This is a genomic window from Paenibacillus sp. HWE-109, assembly GCF_022163125.1.
Classification (GTDB): domain Bacteria; phylum Bacillota; class Bacilli; order Paenibacillales; family NBRC-103111; genus Paenibacillus_E.
Genome location: NZ_CP091881.1, coordinates 6,394,997 through 6,415,691, shown reverse-complemented (window position 1 = coordinate 6,415,691; position 20,695 = coordinate 6,394,997). Strand labels below are relative to the sequence as shown.

Below are 20,695 nucleotides of genomic sequence, written 5' to 3'. Positions count from 1 at the left end.
ATGACAAGCAGAAAGGAGAGAACTGGTTTCATGTCGATGGCCGTATTCATTTGCAAGAAGAGCCGTCTGACAGAACTGGGGAACAATGGCTGACTATTTATCACCTGGAGTCTATGTGGAAGAGTTTGACAGCGGAGCACAACCGCTTGAGGGTGCAAGCACAAGTACGGCCGGGTTTATAGGGCTTGCGCAAAGAGGGGAAATTGAAGGTGTCCCTCAATTGGTTACAAGTGTAGCTGATTTCCATCGTTTATTCGGCAGTTATTTGTCGGAGAATGAGTTTGGTGAGTACCGTTTCCTTTCGTATGCTGTAGAGCATTTTTATCTAAATGGGGGTTCTCGCTGTTACGTTATGCGCGTAGCGCCAACTGACGCTAAAGTTGCAACGAACAAAGCAGACACCAACAAAGAAGCGGCGATCCTTGAGATTGCTTCCAAAAATCCTGGGACATGGGGCAACCAAATCCGTATCGTTGTTGTACCATCCAGCAAAGCCAAAACACAAATCTATGAAGTGATCAGCGAAAAACAATACCGTGTGAAAAACAATGCGGGGTTCAACGTTGGTGACGTTGTAGCGTTCGAAGCTGCTGGTCAAAAACAATACAACAAAGTCGTCGCTTCCCAAGATAACATTATTGAGCTTGCTGAAGAGCTTGATGGCGATGTAACAGACGCTGGTTTGCTGCCTTCCAAAGTATTAACAACTTCCGAGTTCACTCTGCATGTGTTCTATGGTGATGAAGCTGAGACTTATGAGAAAGTATCTTTGAACATCTCCGCAGCTAATCATATCGAGAAAATTGTTTCTCGTTCGAATATCATCACGGTCAAAGATTTGACTGATGGCAAAGATCTAGGCGCAATTGCTCCTTTTGAAGTGCTTTCTGGTGAAAATGAAACCGTTGGCAAGTTCCAGATCGCCTTGTCCGGCGGAAGCAACGGCTCCATCGCGCAAGTGACGCCTGATGTCTTCATGGGTGTAGACCGCGGTCCTGGCAAACGTACAGGGATTCAGTCTTTCATCGATAACGATGTTGTCAGCATCATTGCGATTCCGGGTGTAACTGAGCCTACGGTTCAACTATCTCTGGTAGCACACTGTGAGAATCTGGGCAGCCGCTTTGCGGTTCTGGATATTCCGCGTGAGAAAACCAAAGTAGCAGATGTTATGACCCACCGCAACATTTTTGACAGCAGTTATGCAGCGATGTACAATCCATGGTTGCAAGTTTTTGATCCATTGGACAAAAGAAATATTTACATCCCGCCATCCGGCTCTGTGATTGGGATCTACTCCCGTTCCGACCAAACGCGCGGCGTTCAAAAAGCGCCTGCCAATGAAGTCGTACGCGGTGCAGTTGGTCTGGATTGTCAGTACAACAAAGGCGAGCAAGATATCTTGAACCCGCAAGGCGTGAACTTGATCCGTCATTTTGCAGGCCAGGGTATCCGCGTTTGGGGTGCTCGCACAACTTCTTCCAATGGCTTATGGAAATATGTGAACGTAAGACGCTTGTTCATCTTCATTGAAGAGTCAATTAAGAATGGCACGAACTGGGTCGTATTCGAACCGAATGATGAACAGCTATGGGCTCGTGTCCAACGGACCATAGATGCCTTCTTAACTCGTGTATGGAGAGACGGTGCCTTAATGGGCGGAAGTCCTTCCGAGGCCTTCTACATTAACATTGGTCGCAGTACGATGACACAGGATGATATCGACAATGGTCGACTCATCTGTGTGATTGGGGTTGCTCCGGTCAAACCTGCCGAGTTCGTGATCTTCCGCATTACTCAGAAAACAAGAGAAGAATAGTTGAACGTTAAACATTTTTCATATTAGGAAAGGGGTATTATATGGCTGGCGAACGTAGGGATCCATACCGCAATTTTAGATTTCGAATTGAAGTAGAAGGTATTCAGCAAGCTGGATTCAGTGAAATTTCTGGATTTGACGCTTCCCTTTCGGTAATTGAATACCGCGAAGGCAACGAAACCATCACGCCTCGGAAGCTTCCGGGACTTGCAAAATACGGCAACATCTCATTGAAATGGGGGGTTACGGACTCCATGGATATGTACAACTGGATGTCAGAGTCCATTCAAGGTAAAATCTCCCGCAAAACGGTTACGATTATCGCGATCAACGAAGAAGGCGGAGATGTAGCGACTTGGCAGGTTATCGAAGCATGGCCGTCCAAGTACTCGGCACCTAGTTTCAAGGGTACGGGGAACGAAGTTGCGATCGAAAGCTTAGAGCTTGCCCATGAAGGCATGACGCGCACGAAGTAAAGAACGTTAGAGTAGGCGCCGGGACGTGAGTTCCGGTTCCTAACTCTTCTTTTTTTCAACAATACAAACGGCTAAGGAGGTAACATCATGGCTTTCAAAACCGAATATGAATTCGAGCTGCCTAGAGGCTATGTGGATGATAACGGAACGCTGCACAAGAGGGGCGTCATGAGACTTGCTACAGCTGCGGACGAAATTTTGCCAATGCGCGACCAACGTGTACAGCAGAATCCAGGTTATTTAACGATCATCCTGCTTACCCGTGTCATCACAAATCTTGGTGATTTGCGTGCGATTGATACGCGAGTCGTAGAGAAGTTCTTTACAGCAGATCTCGCTTTCCTCCAGAATTTCTATCGTCAAATTAATGAAATGGAAGTGCCGACCGTACATACCAGCTGCCCGAAATGTGAGCATGAGTTCGATGTGGACGTGTCTTTTTTGGACGAGATGGCGGGGGCATAACGGGATATCCCATTGACAAGATCTATGAGGAAGCGGGCTTTATTGCTTACTATTTTCATTGGACACATGATGAAATCATGTCAATGGAACACCGGGAACGCCGCACGTGGTGTGAGGAGATATCCCGCATCAACCGCAATTTGAACGACGATGGCAAAAAGCAGCCGGACAATCCTTTTGATGTGTTCGGTAAGAGGTGAGTAACGAATGGTATCCGATTATCATTATATTGGTGGCGCATTCCGGTTCGTAGTCGAGTTGGACGGATTGTTTGTCGCTGGCTTCTCCGAAGTGACGGGCATGAAGGCCGAAACGGAAGTAAAGCCGCTATGGGAAGGCGGCGTGAATACGCATCCTCACTATATGATTCAACATACGAAGTTTCCTAACATTGTGCTGAAAAGAGGAATAACCAACTCCAGTGAGCTCTGGGACTGGCATTACAATGTATCGCAAGGCAAAATCGAGCGGATGAACGGCTCTATCATCCTGAATAATGAATTAGGCAAAGAGATGTGCCGATGGAATTTCTTCAATGCATTCCCGGTGAAATGGAACGGGCCGGATTTAAATGCAAGCACCGGCAATGTGGCAATTGAGTCGATTGAGCTGGTGCATGAGGGTTTAAAGGCCATTTTTAAATAAGTCGGTATGGACAACGCTGAGGGGGATTGTTTATGAAATCTCGACAATCGCATAAACCCCGTGCACAGCGGAAGAAGGCTGTCATCCAAACCTCCGCAATCAGCAGCAGTGCTGCCGGACGTGTAGGTCGACAATCCAACCTATTTGCTTCTGGTGTTATGGGCAAGTATGGCTTCGGTCGTCACAATTATTTAGGGCTGCTCGCCCTCATTTTCAACAAAAAAGGTCCGTTGAGTAACAAAGATTTAGCTGCTTTTACGAGGACACATGATCAGGCTTGGGTGATTCAGCTTCAGTTGCAGTTGAAGAACTTGCAGCATCCCGATTCTGCAACCTTACTCACCAAGAAACAAACGATTCGTCAATTACAGCAATTAATTACGAGCAGCGGCTACAAGCTGCCCCCAATTATCAAATCAGGAAATAAGGAAGATCAATCTCAGACGAACACAGCTCCTCAGCAAATTCAAGAGGTGTCTGTCAAACCGCCTAAGAAAAAGGGACGCAATAGCAAGAAAAATTTAAATTCAACGAATAAGCCTGAGCCTGCACCTGTTACACAGGTTCAAGCTAAACAAGAGTCAATTAACAACGTTAATAAAAGAAGCTCACCGTTCATTCAGCGCTCCATCGGGCAAATTGCCTCTGCAATCGGCATGTTATCAAGCTCCCATTCAAGCAACCCCGATCAGCGATTACATGGAGTGAGTGGATTTCAACATACAAGTCTGTCGGCAAATCTTCAGATGCGAAGAAGTCAGCTTTCTCATAAAAATGTCATTCAACATGTGATTAACCATGTGGATGCCATTCGCAGCACATCGCAATGGCTGGAGCAGTTTCAAGCAGGTAAACCGAGCGTAGGATTAGCTGATGTTCGTACGCAAGAAGCACCCCTTAATAGCACGGATAGGGCGGTTGGGGTCTCATTTCTCCAGGAGGCTGGGCGTTTTTTAGTTCATGTGACGCAATCTCCGATGGCTCCAAAGAACAATCAAAGCTTTCCTTTTATTAGCGAAAATAGCAGTTCTGGGGCGGCTGCAAGCAGCCTTAATGAACCATCAACGGCTCAGAAAGCTAGGATGAAGCTTGGAGAAGGTCCTTTCAGTGAAGGCGCCTCGCCAGCGACGGTTCGGTTTATCAAAAGCCTGTTAGTTCGAAACATGACGGATGAAGTTTTGCTTATTTCAGAGCAAGAGGCTGGTCCAAGCCATGGTTCAAACAAGAGCAGTGAAACGATTCCTTCTTCCGCAAAAGGCTTTCTGGCAGCAAGCCAGCGTCCGCTAGCTATTCAGGCTGCAAACATAACATCGTCCGTACCTTTTGCGATGCAGGCAGGAGCAAGCTGGGGAGCAGGCTCCACAGGACGGGCAGCTAGAACCGGCGCGAACCCATCTCAGATTTGGCGGAAACCATCGGAACAAGCCGTAACTGGCGAGCGAGTGTCCGTTCGTGAATTTGCCGATGAAACACGAGTCCAACTGGAACCAAGCCCACGAGAGCAGAGCAGTGTGGAAATCCAAGCGCAATTGCTAATGATTCAAGAGCGATTGAAAGAACAAGTGAAAGTACAAGCGAATGAACAAGCGAAAGAGCAAGCGAATGAACAAGTGCAAGAACTAGAGCAAGTTCAAAAGCAAAAGCAAAAGCAAATGCAAGTTCAGGAACAAAGGCAAATGCAAGGAAAAGAACAGGCAGAAGAAAGACAGAGGCATGTTGGGAGTCAGCAAGAGCTCTCTGAACATCAACATGTTGGCATCGATCGATCAGATGACGTTGCAAGCATTAGACCTATCTTACGGGCGATTAGTAAGAAGGAGCAAGGCTCCTCAGCGTTAGAGAACGTAACGCAGCTTGCTGCAATACAAGTAGTGCAGCAAGGAAACGCAGCTTCACCTCAACTTCCGCTAGCAACTGCACAATCTAAGGTAGTTCACAGAAAAGCGAATGGGAGTGAGATTAAGGGAGTAGCAGCAGGGAAGATTCAAAGCAATGAACAATGGCTGACCCAGCTTGTTCACAAACCAAGACAACGCTCTTCTAACGATTCAGTGGTTAGAAGTACACATACAGCTCCAAGCAATCAATCCAAGCGAATCCAAGATTCATCCATCATGACAGGACGAAGTCCGCGAATGATACGAAATGAGAGTATGGTTCTTTCAGCACCTTCTGTTCAGAGCTCTATCCAACCGAAACGTACGTCTTCTGTGGTATCTACAATTGTGAGGGAAAGCGGCCTTGAGAAAGTATTATCGAGCCATCCACTGGAAGGATATCGAGCCAGTCTGCAAGCCAGCACGATTGTGCAGGGAAATCAGCGTGTTTTCCGTCGTGCTTCCAGACATGAGAATCAAGGAGAATCCGTCCATAACTCGCAGTTCATTAAACGAACCGCAGATCCACTGACAGCTTCAACAGCAAAAAGGATAGTTGCGGATCGTATACCTTCTGAGACATCTGCAAAAGAAACTGCCAATAGTTTCAACCAACTAGGGCAAATTGGTCCCCTACAAAGCTATAGGGCTAATGCGCAAGCTAGTAGTCAGTTGCAAAATGTGGAGCGTGTTTTTCGCAACCCGTCTCCAACAGGCATGTTGACTGGCCAAGAGCAGGGTCAAATACAGGATCGAGTTCAGGATCAAATACAGGAACAAGTGCGAGTACAAGCACAGGATCAATTGCAGAAACAAGTGCTGGATCAAATACAGAGTCAAATGCAGGATCAAGTACAGACTCAAGTGCAGAATCGAGTACAGGACCAAATACAGGATCAAGTACAGGAACAAATACAGAGTCAAACGCAGGAACAAATACAGAATCAAATGCAGAATCAAGTACAGGAACAAATACAGAGTCAATTGCAGGAACAAATGCAGAATCAAGTGCAGAATCAAGTGCAGAATCAAATACAGGAACAAGTACAGATTCAAGTGCAGGATCAAATTCAGAATCAAATACAGGAACAAGTACAGATTCAAGTGCAGGATCAAGTACAGAGTCAAATGCAGAAACAAGTACAGGATCAAATACAGGATCAAATACAGAATCAATTACAAGATCAATTACAGAACCAGAATCAGAATTCCAATGAGCTCAATGAGATTGAAAGCAGCGTACGATCGGTTGTGCAAGGTTCAGCAGTTCATAGATCTTTGGCTGTGGAACTCGCTGCGAAAATAGCAGTAGCCAGTTTAACTAATTTGAAAGTGGCGCCAGGGTGGACATCTGAGTCTACGGCAAGACAAATGTTGACAAGGTTAACTGCGACAAAGACCAACTCGGAATCAGATGGAGTTAATCAGATACAAGCTCAGATGAAATCTGCCTCGGTACTCCAAAATAACGGACCCGAGCGAGTATTTCTTACTCCTTCTTCCGGAGCTGGACGAATCGGCATTCAGGCAAATCAAGAGCGATCGTTGTCAGTAGGAGAAGCTTCTGGAATTAGGGAACAGAGCAGTTCGGCAGCAGGTACTTTAGCAACGGAGATAGCTGCCAGAGTGGCACGAAACCGTATAAGGGTGGCTGGACCAGGTCTGATTTCGGATGTTAAATCGAATAGCAGGCAGATGAGAGTGCTTAGTCAGAAGGAGCCAGATACTCGCCTTTCCGTTCCAGCTATATGGAGGAAAGCTCCAGAAGGACGAATGGAAGAAGGCGGAGCAGCGGCTAGCGGGACACAGGGAAGTGTAGGAAATGAAAGATCTGGCTTAGCGGAAACCTTAAGTCTCAAACCAGTTGATATCATTAGAAGAACAGAGCAGCCCTCACGCGTAAATCAAGTTAGGGAGCGATTAAGACAGGGGCAAGCTGCCGTTGAGAGGGTATTAGCGAGGAACAGTTTCGTAAACCGGCAAGCTGAATCTGGCGTTGGCGGCGAGGAAAATGATCGAGCTGAGGTTGTCAGAGCCAGACGCAGCAAGCATACGTCTGGCGGAGAACTTGGCGGCGAGGTGCAAGTCGAGCATCTTCAGAGACAAGCAGTTGTCGATGAAGGGGAGCGCGCACAGCGGAGGGGGAATGGTTCGGAGAATCCGGCTGAAGCCGCAGGCGTGCAGTCGGATTGGGTAGAACGAACCATCAGGGCTAGAGTTAGCGCGCTGGAAGAGGAGCGCGCACCGATGGCTCGCCAGCCCGTGAGCATGACACCGCGTGTCATGCCGCTGCTGGCGAGCAGCACAGGAGCGCTTCGCGCTGCTCCTGCGGGAGCCGCTGCGGCTTCGCCTGCCGCAGCAAGTGCCCGTGCCGACGCGCAGCGCAGCGTCGGCCTGACCCACAGCAGCAGCCAGCCGATGGCTGCTGCAAAAGCCAAGCTGCTGGGCACGCAGGTGCAGCGGCAACCACGGGGCGCCCAGCCAGGCGCCCCCGCAGCAGCAACCATGCTGCCAATAAGCAGCATGGCGTCCGCGAGGCCGGATTACCCGGCGGCCTCGCAACCAACCTCGTTGGAGCACAAGTGGGCTCCAGCGACAAACGCCGCCGCAAGCGCGGCCGAGCCCAGCGCGCTAGCCGTGGCGCCGCTCGAGATGGACTGGCTGCGCACCAAAGCCAGCGCAGACCAAGAGGCGGCTCCGGCAGTAGTAGTCCCAGAGGATGCGCCTAAGCTGAGTGAAGAGCAGCTGCAGGAACTGATCAAGGAGCTGCCGCAGCTCGACATCGCCAAAATCGCGGACAAGGTCTACCGCGAAATCGAGAAAAAAATGAAGTTCGAACGGCAGCGCCGAGGACTATAATCTTACATAATGGATTTGTATATAACGATAGGAAGGACTGACAGGAATGGCACTCAAGAAAGCAGTAATTATCGTAGACAAGGGCAACAGCAAAGAGACCGTCCCCGTATTATTCAACCCTGGTGAATACACGCTCGACACGAGAAACAGCTACTCTTGGAAAACAGTGCCTGGTTTGTCCATGCCCATCGGCCAATTCGTGAGCGGCGGAACGACAACGCTCTCGATGGATTTTTATTTTGACACCTATGAAAAAGGGACGGATGTTCGTAACTATACGAAGAAAATTTCTGGGTTGTTGGATGTAGAGAAAGAATTGCATGCGCCTCCGATTTGCCGATTCGTGTGGGGCTCCTTGGATTTCAAAGGGGTTGTTGAGAAAGTGACACAGCAGTTTACGATGTTTCTGGATACGGGCGTTCCAGTCCGGGCGAAGCTCAATGTCGTATTCCGCTCCTGGCACAGCAAGAAAGAGCAATTGCAAACCATACCCCGGCATTCGGCAGATCGTACGAAACAGAAGATGCTGAAACAGGGCGATCAGCTCTGGATGCTGGCAGCCCATGAGTATGAAGACCCGAGTCTCTGGCGGGAAATCGCCAAAGCCAATCACATAGATAACCCACTTAAAGTGGTCACGGGACGCCGCATTTCGGTCCCAAGATTGGATTGATCGTATGGCGACATTACAATTGGATACAAGCTCTTTTACCTATGATGATCTAGCCAAAAAATATAAGGAATTTTTCTCTCCCGCTTATTTGATCACCGTGGATGGCACGAAGATTTCGGACAGCATTGCCATTGCAACGATCCGTGTAGATACGTCCATTGATGGTACAGCGGACTCGTTTTCTTTCCGCATTACGAACGCTTACGACATCACGAAGAATGATTTCCAGTGGCTCTCCGATTTTGCCTTAGGGAAAGCCATCGATATCAGCTTGGGTTATGTCGATAAATTTACCCCTGTTTTTACAGGGTATATTACGTCGGTCGTTGTGGATTTTCCTGAGGATGGTTCTCCCGGTCTTATTGTACGGGGGATGGATATGTCTTATTTGATGATGAAGGGGACGAAGTCGCGTTCCTGGAATAAGAAGAAATACAGCGATGTGGTTACGGAAATTGCCAAGGAGTATGGCGCCAAGACGCAGATCGATGCGACAACGACGGAGTTTCCAACGATTTCTCAGAGTCAAATAAATGATTATCATTTTATTCAAAACTTAGCGAATCTGGTCAATTATGACTTCTTCGTTGTCGGCAAAAATGTATACTTTCGCAAGCCCCTGACAGACATGACGGCTGTGATGACACTCGAAATGGGTAAAACCCTACGCAATTTGACCATTGATATGAATCTGTCCGAGCAGATTACTGGCGTGACTGTCAGGGCTTGGGACAATAAAGAGCTCAAGGTCATTCAAGGGGAGTCGGGCACGATAGCTAAGCTTGGCTCAAACTCCAAGACTGGGAAAGATTTACTGGCAGCTAAGGGGAAGTTCGTGGAACATATTTATACGAATGCCGCATCCGCTGAAGAAGCCAAAACTTATGCAGATGCGCTGCTGAACAGGCGGGCTATGAAACTGATCAGCGGGACAGGGGAATGTATCGGGATACCAGAAATCCGTGCCGGGCGCTATATGAAGCTGGATGGTGTCGGCAAGAAGTTTGATCAGCCCTATTATGTGACTGGAGCGACGCATATTTTTGATGATGAAGGCTATACAACTCGCTTTCAGATTGGAGGGAATGCGGTATAATGTTCAAGGCTCCCGATATTACGATAGGCGGTGTGACGGATTTTGCCAGCCAGAAAATTGGCGGTGTCATGGTAGCCGTGGTTACTAATAATAATGATCCCGATAAAATGGGGCGAGTGAAACTCAAGCTTCCCATGCAGGAAACGGATACGGAGACAGATTGGGTGCGTATCGCGACGTTCATGGGCGGCAAAGATATGGGCAGTCTGTTCATTCCGGAAGTGAATGATGAGGTGTTGGTTGCGTTCCATCTAGGGGAGCTGCGTCAACCTTTCGTGATCGGTATGCTCTGGAATCCTAAGAATATGCCGCCTGCGCCTGCGGAGAAGAATGATTTGCGGATGATCAAATCACGTTCCGGTCATGAATTAGCTTTCAATGACAAGAGCGGTGACGAGAGCATTACGATCAAAACGAAAAAAGGTCAAATCATCGAGCTCAAAGATAAGGATGACAGCATTTCGATCGCCGATCAGAGCGGCAATAACAAGATCACGATCAAAGGCGGCTCGGCTAATGAGATTTCTGTGGTCAGCAGCAGTTCCAAAATCACGATGAATGCCAAAGGCGATGTAGCCATTGAGAGTTCCAAAGAAATTAAAATTAAATCGACACAAATTAACATAGAAGCATCTGCGACCATGGCTCTGAAGGCAGGCGCAACACTCGATTTGAAATCGGATGGCATTATTAATATTAAGGGCAGTATGGTCAAAATCAATTAGCGAGGGGCGAAGCGGGGATGTCGGAGGCATTTTTGGGACGTGGGTGGAAATTCCCGATTCAGGTTGATCCTGCTACGGGGAGAATCCGAATGTCCGAGTATGAAGAAGACATTGCTGAAGCGATTCGCGTGATCCTTGGCACGACGCAAGGGGAACGGGTCATGCGGCCGAAATTTGGCTGCGGCGTTCAGGAATTTATTTTTGGCATGACGGATGATACATCGCTGCATTTGCTCGAAAGCAATATTGTTGAGGCGATCAGAAACTGGGAACCGAGAGTTCATGAAGTGGAAGTAAAAGCCGTACCGGAAGCCGATGATCCCGCTAAAGTGATGATCCGAATTGCGTATGTAGTCCGCACGACGAACAACTTATTTAACCAAGTTTATCCATTTTACTTATATGAGGGTTCCAAATAGAAAGAGGCTGCAGAAGCGATGACGATACATTCAGAGAGGAGGTGGAGCTGTGCAACCTCCCAAAATTGATCCACGAGACATTCCTGATCTGATTGCGCAAATGAAAGAAATGGCACCTTATTATACACCGGAGTGGCGTTTCACACCGGAGAATCCAGATCCTGGTTCGGCGCTGTTCTTCATGTTCGCGGACATGTTTCATGATAATATCAAGCGGTTGAATCGAGTGCCTACGAAGAACCTGATCTCTTTCCTGAATATGTTCGATGTGACCTTGCTCCCGGCACGGCCGGCCAGCAGTTATGTGACATTTGCATTGAACGAAGGGACCAAGGAGTCGGTTTTTATTGCGACAGGAACGCAAGTCGCGGCTGCCGCTGAGGGTGGTTACATCCTGTACGAGACCGCTCGCAGTGCGCTGTTAACCCCTGCGTTGCTGACAGATGTCTTCATGACAAGTCTAAAACAAGATAAGATTATTCATGTATCCGATGAGTTCGTTCGCGCATCCAGGCAGGGACAGGCCTATCCTACCAAGCTATTCAGCTTGCAGGATGGCGATAATTTGCAGGAGCATGCGATTTATTTGCAGCACAGCTCGCTTTTTACCATCTCCAGTACGGCGCGTATCGAAATTGAATTCCGCAATTCCAAACGGCGATTTGATGAACTGTCCATGTCCAAACAATTGGCAGACCCTGCCTTGACGGAGTGGCTGTATGCGACTGAGGACGGTTGGCAGCCGTTCAGCCATGTGTCAGCCAAAGGCAATCGGGTGATTCTTCTCAAAGAGGAAGCAGGGGAGCTTGCTTTGAAGGAAGTGAACGGAACGGCAGGACGCTTTATTCAATGCCGCCTCAAACCTCTATTGGCAGATGGCCAAACGTTAGCAGACAGCAAACTGTCGATGGATCACATTTCGTTCAAAACAGACTATATCGATCCTCTAGAAACGGGTGGCATTCAGCCTGATTTGATGTTTTATAACGATATCGCTGCTGATCCGACAGGATTTTATCCATTTGGTGATCAATTTGCGCTTTATGGCTCTTTCTATATCGGGAGTCAGGAAGTGTTTACGAAAAAAGACGGCGATATCAAGTTGAGTTTCGAGCTGCAAGCGATTCAGAATCGTTTTCAGCCTGAGTTGACCGAACAAGTGAATTGGAAAATGGTGATGAAAAAATCCAAGTTCGACAAGCCGCCGGTCACGCATGTTACGGTCATCCAAGTTGCTTGGGAGTATTGGAACGGTTCCAGTTGGGTACGGCTTGAGGTGGAGAAGGAAGCTGAGAAGCTGTTTTATTATCCCCAGGAGCATAAGGTACGCAAGGATATTCACTTCCGCTGTCCAACTAATTTGGAAGCGACCTATGTGAACGGAAATGACAATTGGTGGATTCGGGCGCGTATTCTGCATATTGAGAATGCCTATGTGGCACAAGCGATCTATCTTTCGCCATGGATTAATGAGGTGACGTTATCGTATCAATACGATGACCGCATGTATCAAGCTGAACATTGTTTAGCGCTGAATAACACTGTTTTTGTCGATCAGACGCGGCATAGCCGGCAGCTTGAGGGAGGTTTCGAGCCTTTTCAGCCGCTGCAGGGCAGTCATCCTGCTTTGCACCTTGCTTTTGATACGCCGCCGGTGCGAGGTCCGATTTCATTGTTTATCTCAGTTAAACAGCAGCGTTTCTCCGAGCAGGATCTTCCTTTGCTGGAATGGGAATATTTGCGCTCAGGGTTGCTGCCTGGCAATCCGCCGGAATGGGCGGCACTCAAGGTCCTGGATGCAACGAACGGTTTAACGCAGAGCGGTACGATACAGTTCGTTGGTCCTGCGGATTTCGGGGGAGTCTCACTGTTTGGCCGAGACGGCTACTGGATTCGCGCGGTGAATCGGGATGACAAGTATGATGACTTAACAGGCAGCGTGCAGATTCCTACCATCCAAGGGATGTATATGAATACGGTGCAAGTGCTGCAGCAGGAGACCATCATTGGCGAAGTTCCTGATTCCAAAGGACTGGAAGAGCTTGAGTACCAGCTTAGCCGCAATCAAATTGTTTCGGAAGAGGTCTGGGTGGATGAGACCGAGTTCGTCACGGAGGAAGAAATTGCTGAATACGAGCAGGCAGGAACTCCGCTGATGGAGGTTAGCCGGGATTCGGAAGGCAACCTGCTGCAGCTCTGGGTGCGCTGGACGGCGGTTCGCCAAATGGCGGATTCCGGTTATCGGGATCGTCATTATATGATTGATCGCACCTTTGGCCGCATACGGGTAGGCGATGGAGTTCATGGCATGCACCCTCCCAAGGGAGGGCTGGAGCAGCTGAAAGTGACGTATCAAGTCACGGCTGGACAGATCGGGAATGTCGCGGCTCGTGAAATTATTCAGATGCAGGATTCCATCGCCTTTGTAGGTGAGGTATTTAACCCGGAGCCTGCATCTGGGGGATGTCAGCCTGAGAAGCTGGAATCGGCTTTACAGCGAGGACCGGAGCTGCTCAAGCATCGGGATCGGGCCGTCTCCTCCAAAGATTATGAGTGGCTGGCTCGCGAAGCTTATCCCAACATCGCCAAAGTCACCTGCATACCGAATCGCAATGCCTATATGAATAAAGAAATCGGCGCGATGACGCTTGTTATTTTGCCGAAAGAAGGGCAAAGCGGCAGCTCCACGTTCCCGGAACTGAAGAAGCAGGTGGAGCGCTATATCATTCAGCGGGCTTCAAGTTTGGTCGCTTTCCCAGAACGGTTGCAAGTTATCGAGCCTGTGTATATGGAAATATCCGTCTCAGCAATTGTCGCTGTCGAAGGAATGGACGCGGTTGTGGCAACCGAAATTCAGGCGTTGGATAAACTAAATCGCTTTTTGGATCCGCTGACTGGCAATTTCGATGGCAAAGGTTGGGAAATTGGGCAGCAAATTCATCCTTCGGTCTTTTATGCTTTATTGAAATCAATTCGAACGATCAGCCATGTAGAGAAGCTTTATATGACGGTCTATAAATTGGAAGATGGCGAAAGACAGGAACTTGATGTGAATCGCTTGCCTGTGATGCCGCATGGAATGATCGTAAGCGGCAAACACAAGGTAATTGTGAACGCGTTGTAACTATAATCGAAGGAGGTGAGCATAAGTGCTGCCGATTCCTAATTTGGATGATCGTATGTTTGAACAGATGGTGCAGGAAGCGCGGAAGTCGATTCCCAAGCTTTTTCCAGAGTGGACGGATGAGAATGAGCATGACCCGGGCATTACGCTGCTGGAACTCATGTCATGGATGACCGAGATGCAGCAGTATTATCTGAATCGGGTGACCGAGCGCAGTGAACGGAAGTTCTTGAAGCTGCTTGGCATTCGTCCGCGTGAAGCTGTGTCTGCCCAGTGTGAGGTATCCTTCGAGGGACTGCAGCAGCAGCTTGTGCTCCCGCAAGGAACGCCTCTGCAAGCGTTGGATCAACGGTTTGAGACTCTGACCACGGTGCAGCTTGTGGCATCTACGCTGGAGAAAGTGCTGGTTCGCACGGAAACCGCGGCAGGTGATTTTACTTCCAATAATCATGCGAAGATTGCTTATTATGCGTTTGGCCCGGAAGCGCGTAAAGGAGCCCATCTGTATCTTGGCTTCGATCGTGCTTTACCCGAGCAAACGGATATCTCGATTTTCTTTCAATTATTCGATCGCTATCCAGTAACGATCCGAAGCGCGGCTAACGGAGCCGCACCGATGGTATCGTCTGCCAAGGTAGCCTGGACGTTCGCAGGAGCAGGCCAGCAAGGACAAAGTGAGAGCTGGCTGCCGATTGAATCGGTTAGCGATACGACGGTTCACCTGTCGCAAAGCGGTGAGCTTCGTTTCCGCGTCACATCGGAGATGAAGCCGATTTCCCTGTATCCGGCGGATGATCGCAGCCGCTACTGGATTTGCTGTACGCTGATGGAGGACGGCTATGAGCTGTCGCCAAAGATTGAGAAGGTCAGCCTTAATGCAGTCAAAGCTGCTGAACTGGAAACCTTTAGCGAAGTTTCAGCCTTCCCTAGCAGCGGAGAGCCGAATCAGAGCTTCGAGGTTAGTTCTTATCTTGCTTACAACGGGCTGCATACTGTGCAGGTGCAGGACGAGCAGGGACATTGGCGCGACTGGCTGGCCGTCCAGTCGCTGGCGGACTGCGGGCCGGAAGATCACTGCTGCGAGCTGCAGCAGGATTCGGCCCGCCGCGTCACCCGCGTTCGCTTCGGCAACGGGGTGAACGGCAGCATCCCGCCGCAAGGCGCGCAGCGGGTGAGGCTTATTGCCTACACGGCCGAGTTCGACTACGGCCGTTATGTTGGAGGCAGCAAAGGTCTGCCTGGGCAGACCTTTGAAGTCAGCCGCGGCCTGAGCTATAAGCCCAGCAGCATGCTGCTGCAGGTGGGCTATCGGCCGCGGGGCGAGACCAGCGTCGTCTGGGACGACTGGCAGGCCGTGGATGACTTCGATAATTCGAAGTCCACGGACCGCCATTACGTCTACGACGCTGCGGAGGGCACGATTCGCTTCGGCAACAACGAAGCGGGTTTGACGCCGCCGAAGTCCGTTGAACCGAATATTCGGTTCATCAGGCTGCAAGCTGGCGGCGGCGTGCGGGGCAACGTGAAGGACGGTCTGGTGACCGGCTTCACGGAGGTGGCGGGCGTGAGCGTCACGAACGCGTTCCCGGCACGGGGCGGCCTGGAAGCGGAGACGCTCGACCAGGCGAAGCTTCGCGTGCAGCGGGAGCTCAGCACGCCGACAAGGGCAGTGACCGCCGAGGACTACGAGGCGATCGTGGGGGCGACGCCAGGCCTGCGCGTCGCGCGGGTCAAAGCGATCCCGCTGTACAAGCCAGGCATGCGGGACTACCCTAAGGTCAAGGCCCCCGCGCAGATGACCGTCGCGGTCGTTCCCTACAGCGAGAGCGATAAGCCAACGGCCGGCAAAGGGTTTCTGCAAACGATTAAGCAGCATCTGGATCGCCATCGTCTTTTGACCACAGAACTGCACGTCATTCCAGCGGAATATATTAAAATTACGGTTCATGCCGTTGTGGTCATGGAACCTAAGTTCAAAACCGAACAACGCCGCATTACCCAAGAATTGAAATTATTGCTGCAGCCTATGGATCATGGACAGGGTTCAGCAGGATGGCGTTTTGGACGGACCGTGTACAAGGGTGATATTTATGGCGTAATCTCTCGAATCAAAGGTGTCGTCTACGTTCAGGATATTTGGCTGGATGCAGAAGGGACTGGATTTCACAAAGATGGGGCCGGCGATATTCATATCCCCCCTTATGCGTTGGTCTATTCCGGCGATCACGAGGTTGAAACGATCAGTCAGACGGATGTCTAGCTACAATGAAGGAGAGAGGTGACGAACGATGCAGGATGGACAGACGTTTTTTTCACTTAACAAGCCATTCGACTGGGAACAAGGCTATACAGCCAATATCGACATGCAGGAGATTGGTTTTTCTATTCAACATACCGAAAAGTACAGCATCCATCGCATCGTTCGTACGGACGAGATTGAGGGGATGCCAGCGATTCACGAGATGACAGTGGGACCTGGACGCAAGCTCATCCTGTTGGATGAATTGGCCAATATCTGGATTTATGAGGATGAAAGCCGTCATCGGGAGCTGCTATTCGGGCAAGGTCACCATTTATTCAGCAATCAAGCTAGTCTGGCTGCTATGGCTGATCTGCTAATTATTGCAGACGCTAATCAGGCCAGTGAACGGCGTTTGGCTGTGTATGCCATTTCCAACGGACAAACCATGTGGGCTGTGCATGAATGGAATGGACTGGAATTGTTCCCGCTCTCGGTCAATACGAAGTTGGCATCAGCCAATGCGATTTACACGACAGTTCCTTTGGACATTAGTGTTGGTATGAATGGAAATCCAGAAGTCCCTGCAGGGGGCAGGATCGGCATTATCTCATGGAACGCAGCGGGCGAGGTGGTGCATGTTTACGAGCACGAAGCTCTCCGGCTGGAGGAAGCGGAGGAAATATCTTCGCTTCATTCCCGCTATTTTACCGCCGCTGCGGACGGGACAATAGCTCTGCTCGATGCCAGGCGCAGGACCGTCACGGTTTTCCATGAGGATGGACGTGATCCGCTGCATTTTACCCTCGTACAGGAGGGACGCTTTGCTGGTATTTCCATTGATACGAATCATAATCTCTATATAGGGGACAGCGGATACGCACAGCAAGAAGGAGTAACCGAGCGCTTTATTCTCAAATATCGGGGCAATGGCGAACAGCTTGATAAGGTGACCAGCTTCCGGGGGCGATCGGATAAACTGCTGCATGATAGACGCAACAGGCTGTATGTGTTCGATGGCATCAGCGGTCAGATCAGCTTGCTTGATCTTAGGGCGCGCACGATGCTCCTAGAAGATACCCAACTGCCGGAGGCCGTCTACTTTTCAGCTGAATTGGACACAACCGAAACAGAGATCGAGTGGCACAAGATTCGCTTGGAAGCGGAGATTCCGGAAGAGACGCAAGTGCGGTTTTCCTATTTTGCCTCGGATGAGGACGAAGGGTTTCTGGATGGGAATTATGTTTCCTATACGAGCTACTTCACCGATCCAAATATTTCAACTCGAGCCAAGCTGTCAGCGACACGCGGTTTATGGTCGGAACCGATTCTGAATCCCAAGGATGCGCTGCTTATGAATGCCCGGGGCCGATATTTGTGGTTCAAATTGGAGTTGATCGGCAGTGAGCAGAAATCACCGTTCATCCGCAAACTGCGGGTGTACTACCCAAGAACCTCATTGATTGCTTATTTGCCGCCGATCTACCAGCAGGATGAGGAACACAGTCCTTTTCTGGAACGATTCTTGGCGATGTTCAGCACGTTTTTTGATGATATGGAGGATAAAATCGACCATATTTCAGCTCACTTTGATCCCGATGCCGTCTCTGGCGCATACCTGGAGTGGTTAGGCCGTTGGCTGGCGATTACGGATCATGAGGCTTGGGGAGAGACGAAGCTGAGGCAGTTGATTAAACAGGCGCCAGAGCTGTATAAGCTGCGGGGGACTCGTGAGGGCTTGATTAATATGGTGAAGATTTACACCGGCTCCGAGCCTTATTTACTGGAGTATTTCCAGTTTAAACAAATGCAGGAGACTTCAGAACTGCGGCAGCTTTTTGCCCAACTGTATGGCGACAACCCATATTGCTTCTGTCTGATGCTGAAGCCTGAATTCGTTCGGACGGATGCGCAGCGGATGACGATCGAACAAATCATCGAGGATCAGAAGCCTGCTTATACAGAAGGCAAACTCATCGTTCTACAGCCTTGGATGTACGCCGATATGCATACGTATTTGGGCATCAATACTTACTTATCAGAACCTACGTTATTAACACTTGATCAGCGTTCATCCATGCCTTACAACACGGTGCTGATCGATGTGGATCGCGATAAACGAATGGATATACATACGCGCTTGGGATTGGATTCCGAAATCGAATAAACGAAATGAGCCTAAGAAGGTGAGGGGATAGTTATGAAAAAAACACGTTATTATCCGTTTGAGCGCAATCGGTATTTCTATGGAAAGCTGCTGACGGTCAGGGATTTTGAGTCCGAGCAAAAATACTTCAATGACAAACGCAGAATGATGAATCGCCTGCTGCATGGCTCAGGTGTGCTTACAGGATTGCAAGTTGTCGCGGTCGATGATAAGTCGGTTTCTGTTGAAATGGGAGCTGCGATTGACGCGCTTGGCCGCGAAATTGTCGTGCCGACTCCCATGACGCTGAAGCTGTCGATGATGGATGGATTCAGCAATAATGAGTATGCGAAGAACGTATATCTCTGTATCGCTTATGATGAAAAGGATAAAGAGCCTGTTCACGCGGTGGCGAATTCGTCGGTTCGTTCCGATGAAATTAATGATTATAATCGGGTGCTGGAGAGCTATCGTTTATTCATTCGCGAGGATGCGCCAGATCCGGCGTCTCTACCTTTGGCGGGCTTATCGGACCAAACGGTCGTCCTCTATCACGATACGCATGTGCGTGTTCTGCAAACGACACCCCGCTATGTGAATCCGGGGCAGTTGTTCGAAATGAAGCTGCGTTTTGAGAAAACGCTCAAGGCTGGCAGACTATCCTTTCAATATGAATTAGCAGCTAGCCGTGTTGAGGCGATGGACGGAACGACAATTGTGTTCCAGGAACCTCAAGAGCAGCTAGAGAGTGAGTATGAAATGAAGGTGCTGCTCCGAGCGGACAGTACGGCTTCCGTGAAAGGCACAGTTGGTGTTCAAGCAGGTTCCTCTGTATTGAAACTGGATGACAGGCAGTTGGATCTGCAAGCGCAAGCAGTGGGCGAGTTGCAAATTATTGCCGATTCTGTGCAGGAGCGGCTGATGAGTGATTTCGTGAAACAATCGCTGGAGTCTTCCTTGGAAGCTTCTTCTGAGCCATGCATTTATTTGGCCAAAATTTGCCTGATTCAAATGGGTCCGACCTACGTTATTGAAAATGTGGAGCAGGTTCCTTTTGGCGAATATGTCTATAATTCTTCGGTGATGTACAGACTTGCTCAATCGAGCGAGTATCGGGAAGACACATCCGGACAGTTCGTGACCAAGTCCAAAGTAAGAACCTTGGCGCCGGGTCAGCCTCCGGAATTCAAGGTCAATTTCAATAAAGCGATCAGTGAGCTTTCCTTTGATCTAAGCATCCCGGCAGGCGGGGGCAGCGGGATTGCAGGGATTGTGAGCGGCTTCGCGGACATCCCGGTAGAGCCGTTCACGAAGATTTCGGTGTCGCCATTCGGCAAAGCGACCAAAAGCTTCTTCTCCGGCGAAATCGCCCACGGTTTAGGTGAGGGCAACGTGTTGATCATCACGAGTTTGGAAGAAAGCAGCGGCGACGCGATCTCCGACATGCTTTCGAGCGGCGACCGCGTCTATGGCGGTGCGTCCGACGTGTTCAAAGGCAGTGAATTTGAACCGGATGCGCCGGAAGTGAAGATTGGCACGATTGCCTATCCGCAGAAAGGGACTTTCCGGATCGGCGTGAAAGTGCAGCAAACCTCCGAGCCGGCGAATGTGCGTGTTCGTTGGTGGGCGTACAGCGCGGAGATGGCCAGCACTGTGCGCAGCAGCGGCGACTCTATTGACGATGCGCTCTCCGCCGCGATGCGGGAAGCCGCCTCGGCGGGCAGCGGCGCCGAGTAGGAACGGAATAGAGCTGATCTCAAGGTCACCGTGAACGGTGACCTTGAGATCAGCTTTTCTTTTTTTGGCAGATAAGAGTCTTTAGGAGCTTCTATTTGCACCGAGAGGAGCCATTTTTCACAAATAGAAGCCTTTGGGGACTCTTATCACCAAATAAACTCACAGAAACGCCGACACCTGAAGTAATAGGAGTCTTTAGGAGCTCCTAATTGCACGTATAGGGGCCATTTATCACAAATAGAAGTCTTTGAAGACTCTTATCTGGGGCAGAACTGGCCGAAATCCTCAGAAATAAAAACACGATCAACGAGATTGAGCGCTCGGGGATAAACACGCAAGCTAAATGTTCTTATTCCCGCCAACTTCGCGGTTTTTCGTGAGATAAGACAACACAA

Annotated in this window: 14 protein-coding genes; all 14 read left to right on the top strand. The window is 49.6% G+C overall.

The features are described from left to right. Nucleotides 1-85: 85 nt before the first annotated feature. On the top strand, nucleotides 86-1,819 hold the full coding sequence (locus LOZ80_RS27360; RefSeq protein WP_238167626.1) for a phage tail sheath family protein: 1,734 nt from the start codon (nucleotides 86-88) through the stop codon (nucleotides 1,817-1,819). Nucleotides 1,820-1,860: 41 nt separating this feature from the next. Further along, nucleotides 1,861-2,295 carry a phage tail protein gene (locus tag LOZ80_RS27355; RefSeq protein WP_056612231.1) on the top strand — a complete coding sequence of 145 codons (435 nt, stop codon included), beginning with the start codon at nucleotides 1,861-1,863 and terminating at the stop codon, nucleotides 2,293-2,295. An 87-nt stretch (nucleotides 2,296-2,382) separates the two neighbouring features. Continuing rightward, on the top strand, nucleotides 2,383-2,760 hold the full coding sequence (locus LOZ80_RS27350; protein ID WP_189010749.1) for a phage tail assembly protein: 378 nt from the start codon (nucleotides 2,383-2,385) through the stop codon (nucleotides 2,758-2,760). After that, nucleotides 2,757-2,960, top strand: coding sequence for a DUF6760 family protein (locus LOZ80_RS39330; protein ID WP_079410461.1), 204 nt, complete (start codon nucleotides 2,757-2,759; stop codon nucleotides 2,958-2,960). The genes LOZ80_RS27350 and LOZ80_RS39330 overlap by 4 nt, the downstream gene beginning before the upstream one ends. A 7-nt stretch (nucleotides 2,961-2,967) precedes the next feature. Further along, a complete protein-coding gene (locus tag LOZ80_RS27345; protein WP_189010747.1) occupies nucleotides 2,968-3,405 on the top strand; it encodes a phage tail protein in 438 nt (145 codons plus the stop codon). A gap of 32 nt (nucleotides 3,406-3,437) precedes the next feature. Beyond that, a complete protein-coding gene (locus tag LOZ80_RS27340) occupies nucleotides 3,438-8,141 on the top strand; it encodes a hypothetical protein (RefSeq protein WP_238167625.1) in 4,704 nt (1,567 codons plus the stop codon). 46 nt (nucleotides 8,142-8,187) lie between these two features. Continuing rightward, complete coding sequence (locus LOZ80_RS27335; protein ID WP_238167624.1) at nucleotides 8,188-8,814, top strand: CIS tube protein; 627 nt, start codon at nucleotides 8,188-8,190, stop codon at nucleotides 8,812-8,814. Between the two features lie 4 nt (nucleotides 8,815-8,818). Beyond that, nucleotides 8,819-9,910, top strand: coding sequence for a phage late control D family protein (locus LOZ80_RS27330; protein WP_238167623.1), 1,092 nt, complete (start codon nucleotides 8,819-8,821; stop codon nucleotides 9,908-9,910). Continuing rightward, nucleotides 9,910-10,635, top strand: a complete 726-nt coding sequence (locus LOZ80_RS27325; protein WP_238167622.1) for a phage baseplate assembly protein V — start codon at nucleotides 9,910-9,912, stop codon at nucleotides 10,633-10,635. The genes LOZ80_RS27330 and LOZ80_RS27325 overlap by 1 nt, the downstream gene beginning before the upstream one ends. Nucleotides 10,636-10,652: 17 nt before the next feature. After that, on the top strand, nucleotides 10,653-11,054 hold the full coding sequence (locus tag LOZ80_RS27320; protein WP_189010737.1) for a GPW/gp25 family protein: 402 nt from the start codon (nucleotides 10,653-10,655) through the stop codon (nucleotides 11,052-11,054). Between the two features lie 49 nt (nucleotides 11,055-11,103). Continuing rightward, on the top strand, nucleotides 11,104-14,178 hold the full coding sequence (locus LOZ80_RS27315) for a baseplate J/gp47 family protein (RefSeq protein ID WP_238167621.1): 3,075 nt from the start codon (nucleotides 11,104-11,106) through the stop codon (nucleotides 14,176-14,178). A 25-nt stretch (nucleotides 14,179-14,203) separates the two neighbouring features. After that, entirely contained in the window at nucleotides 14,204-16,438 is a 2,235-nt protein-coding gene (locus tag LOZ80_RS27310) for a putative baseplate assembly protein (protein WP_238167620.1), read from the top strand. A gap of 28 nt (nucleotides 16,439-16,466) precedes the next feature. Further along, nucleotides 16,467-18,584: a phage tail protein gene (locus LOZ80_RS27305; RefSeq protein WP_238167619.1), complete on the top strand. Its 2,118-nt coding sequence runs from the start codon at nucleotides 16,467-16,469 to the stop codon at nucleotides 18,582-18,584. 33 nt (nucleotides 18,585-18,617) lie between these two features. After that, entirely contained in the window at nucleotides 18,618-20,300 is a 1,683-nt protein-coding gene (locus LOZ80_RS27300; RefSeq protein ID WP_238167618.1) for a hypothetical protein, read from the top strand. Nucleotides 20,301-20,695: the final 395 nt, after the last annotated feature.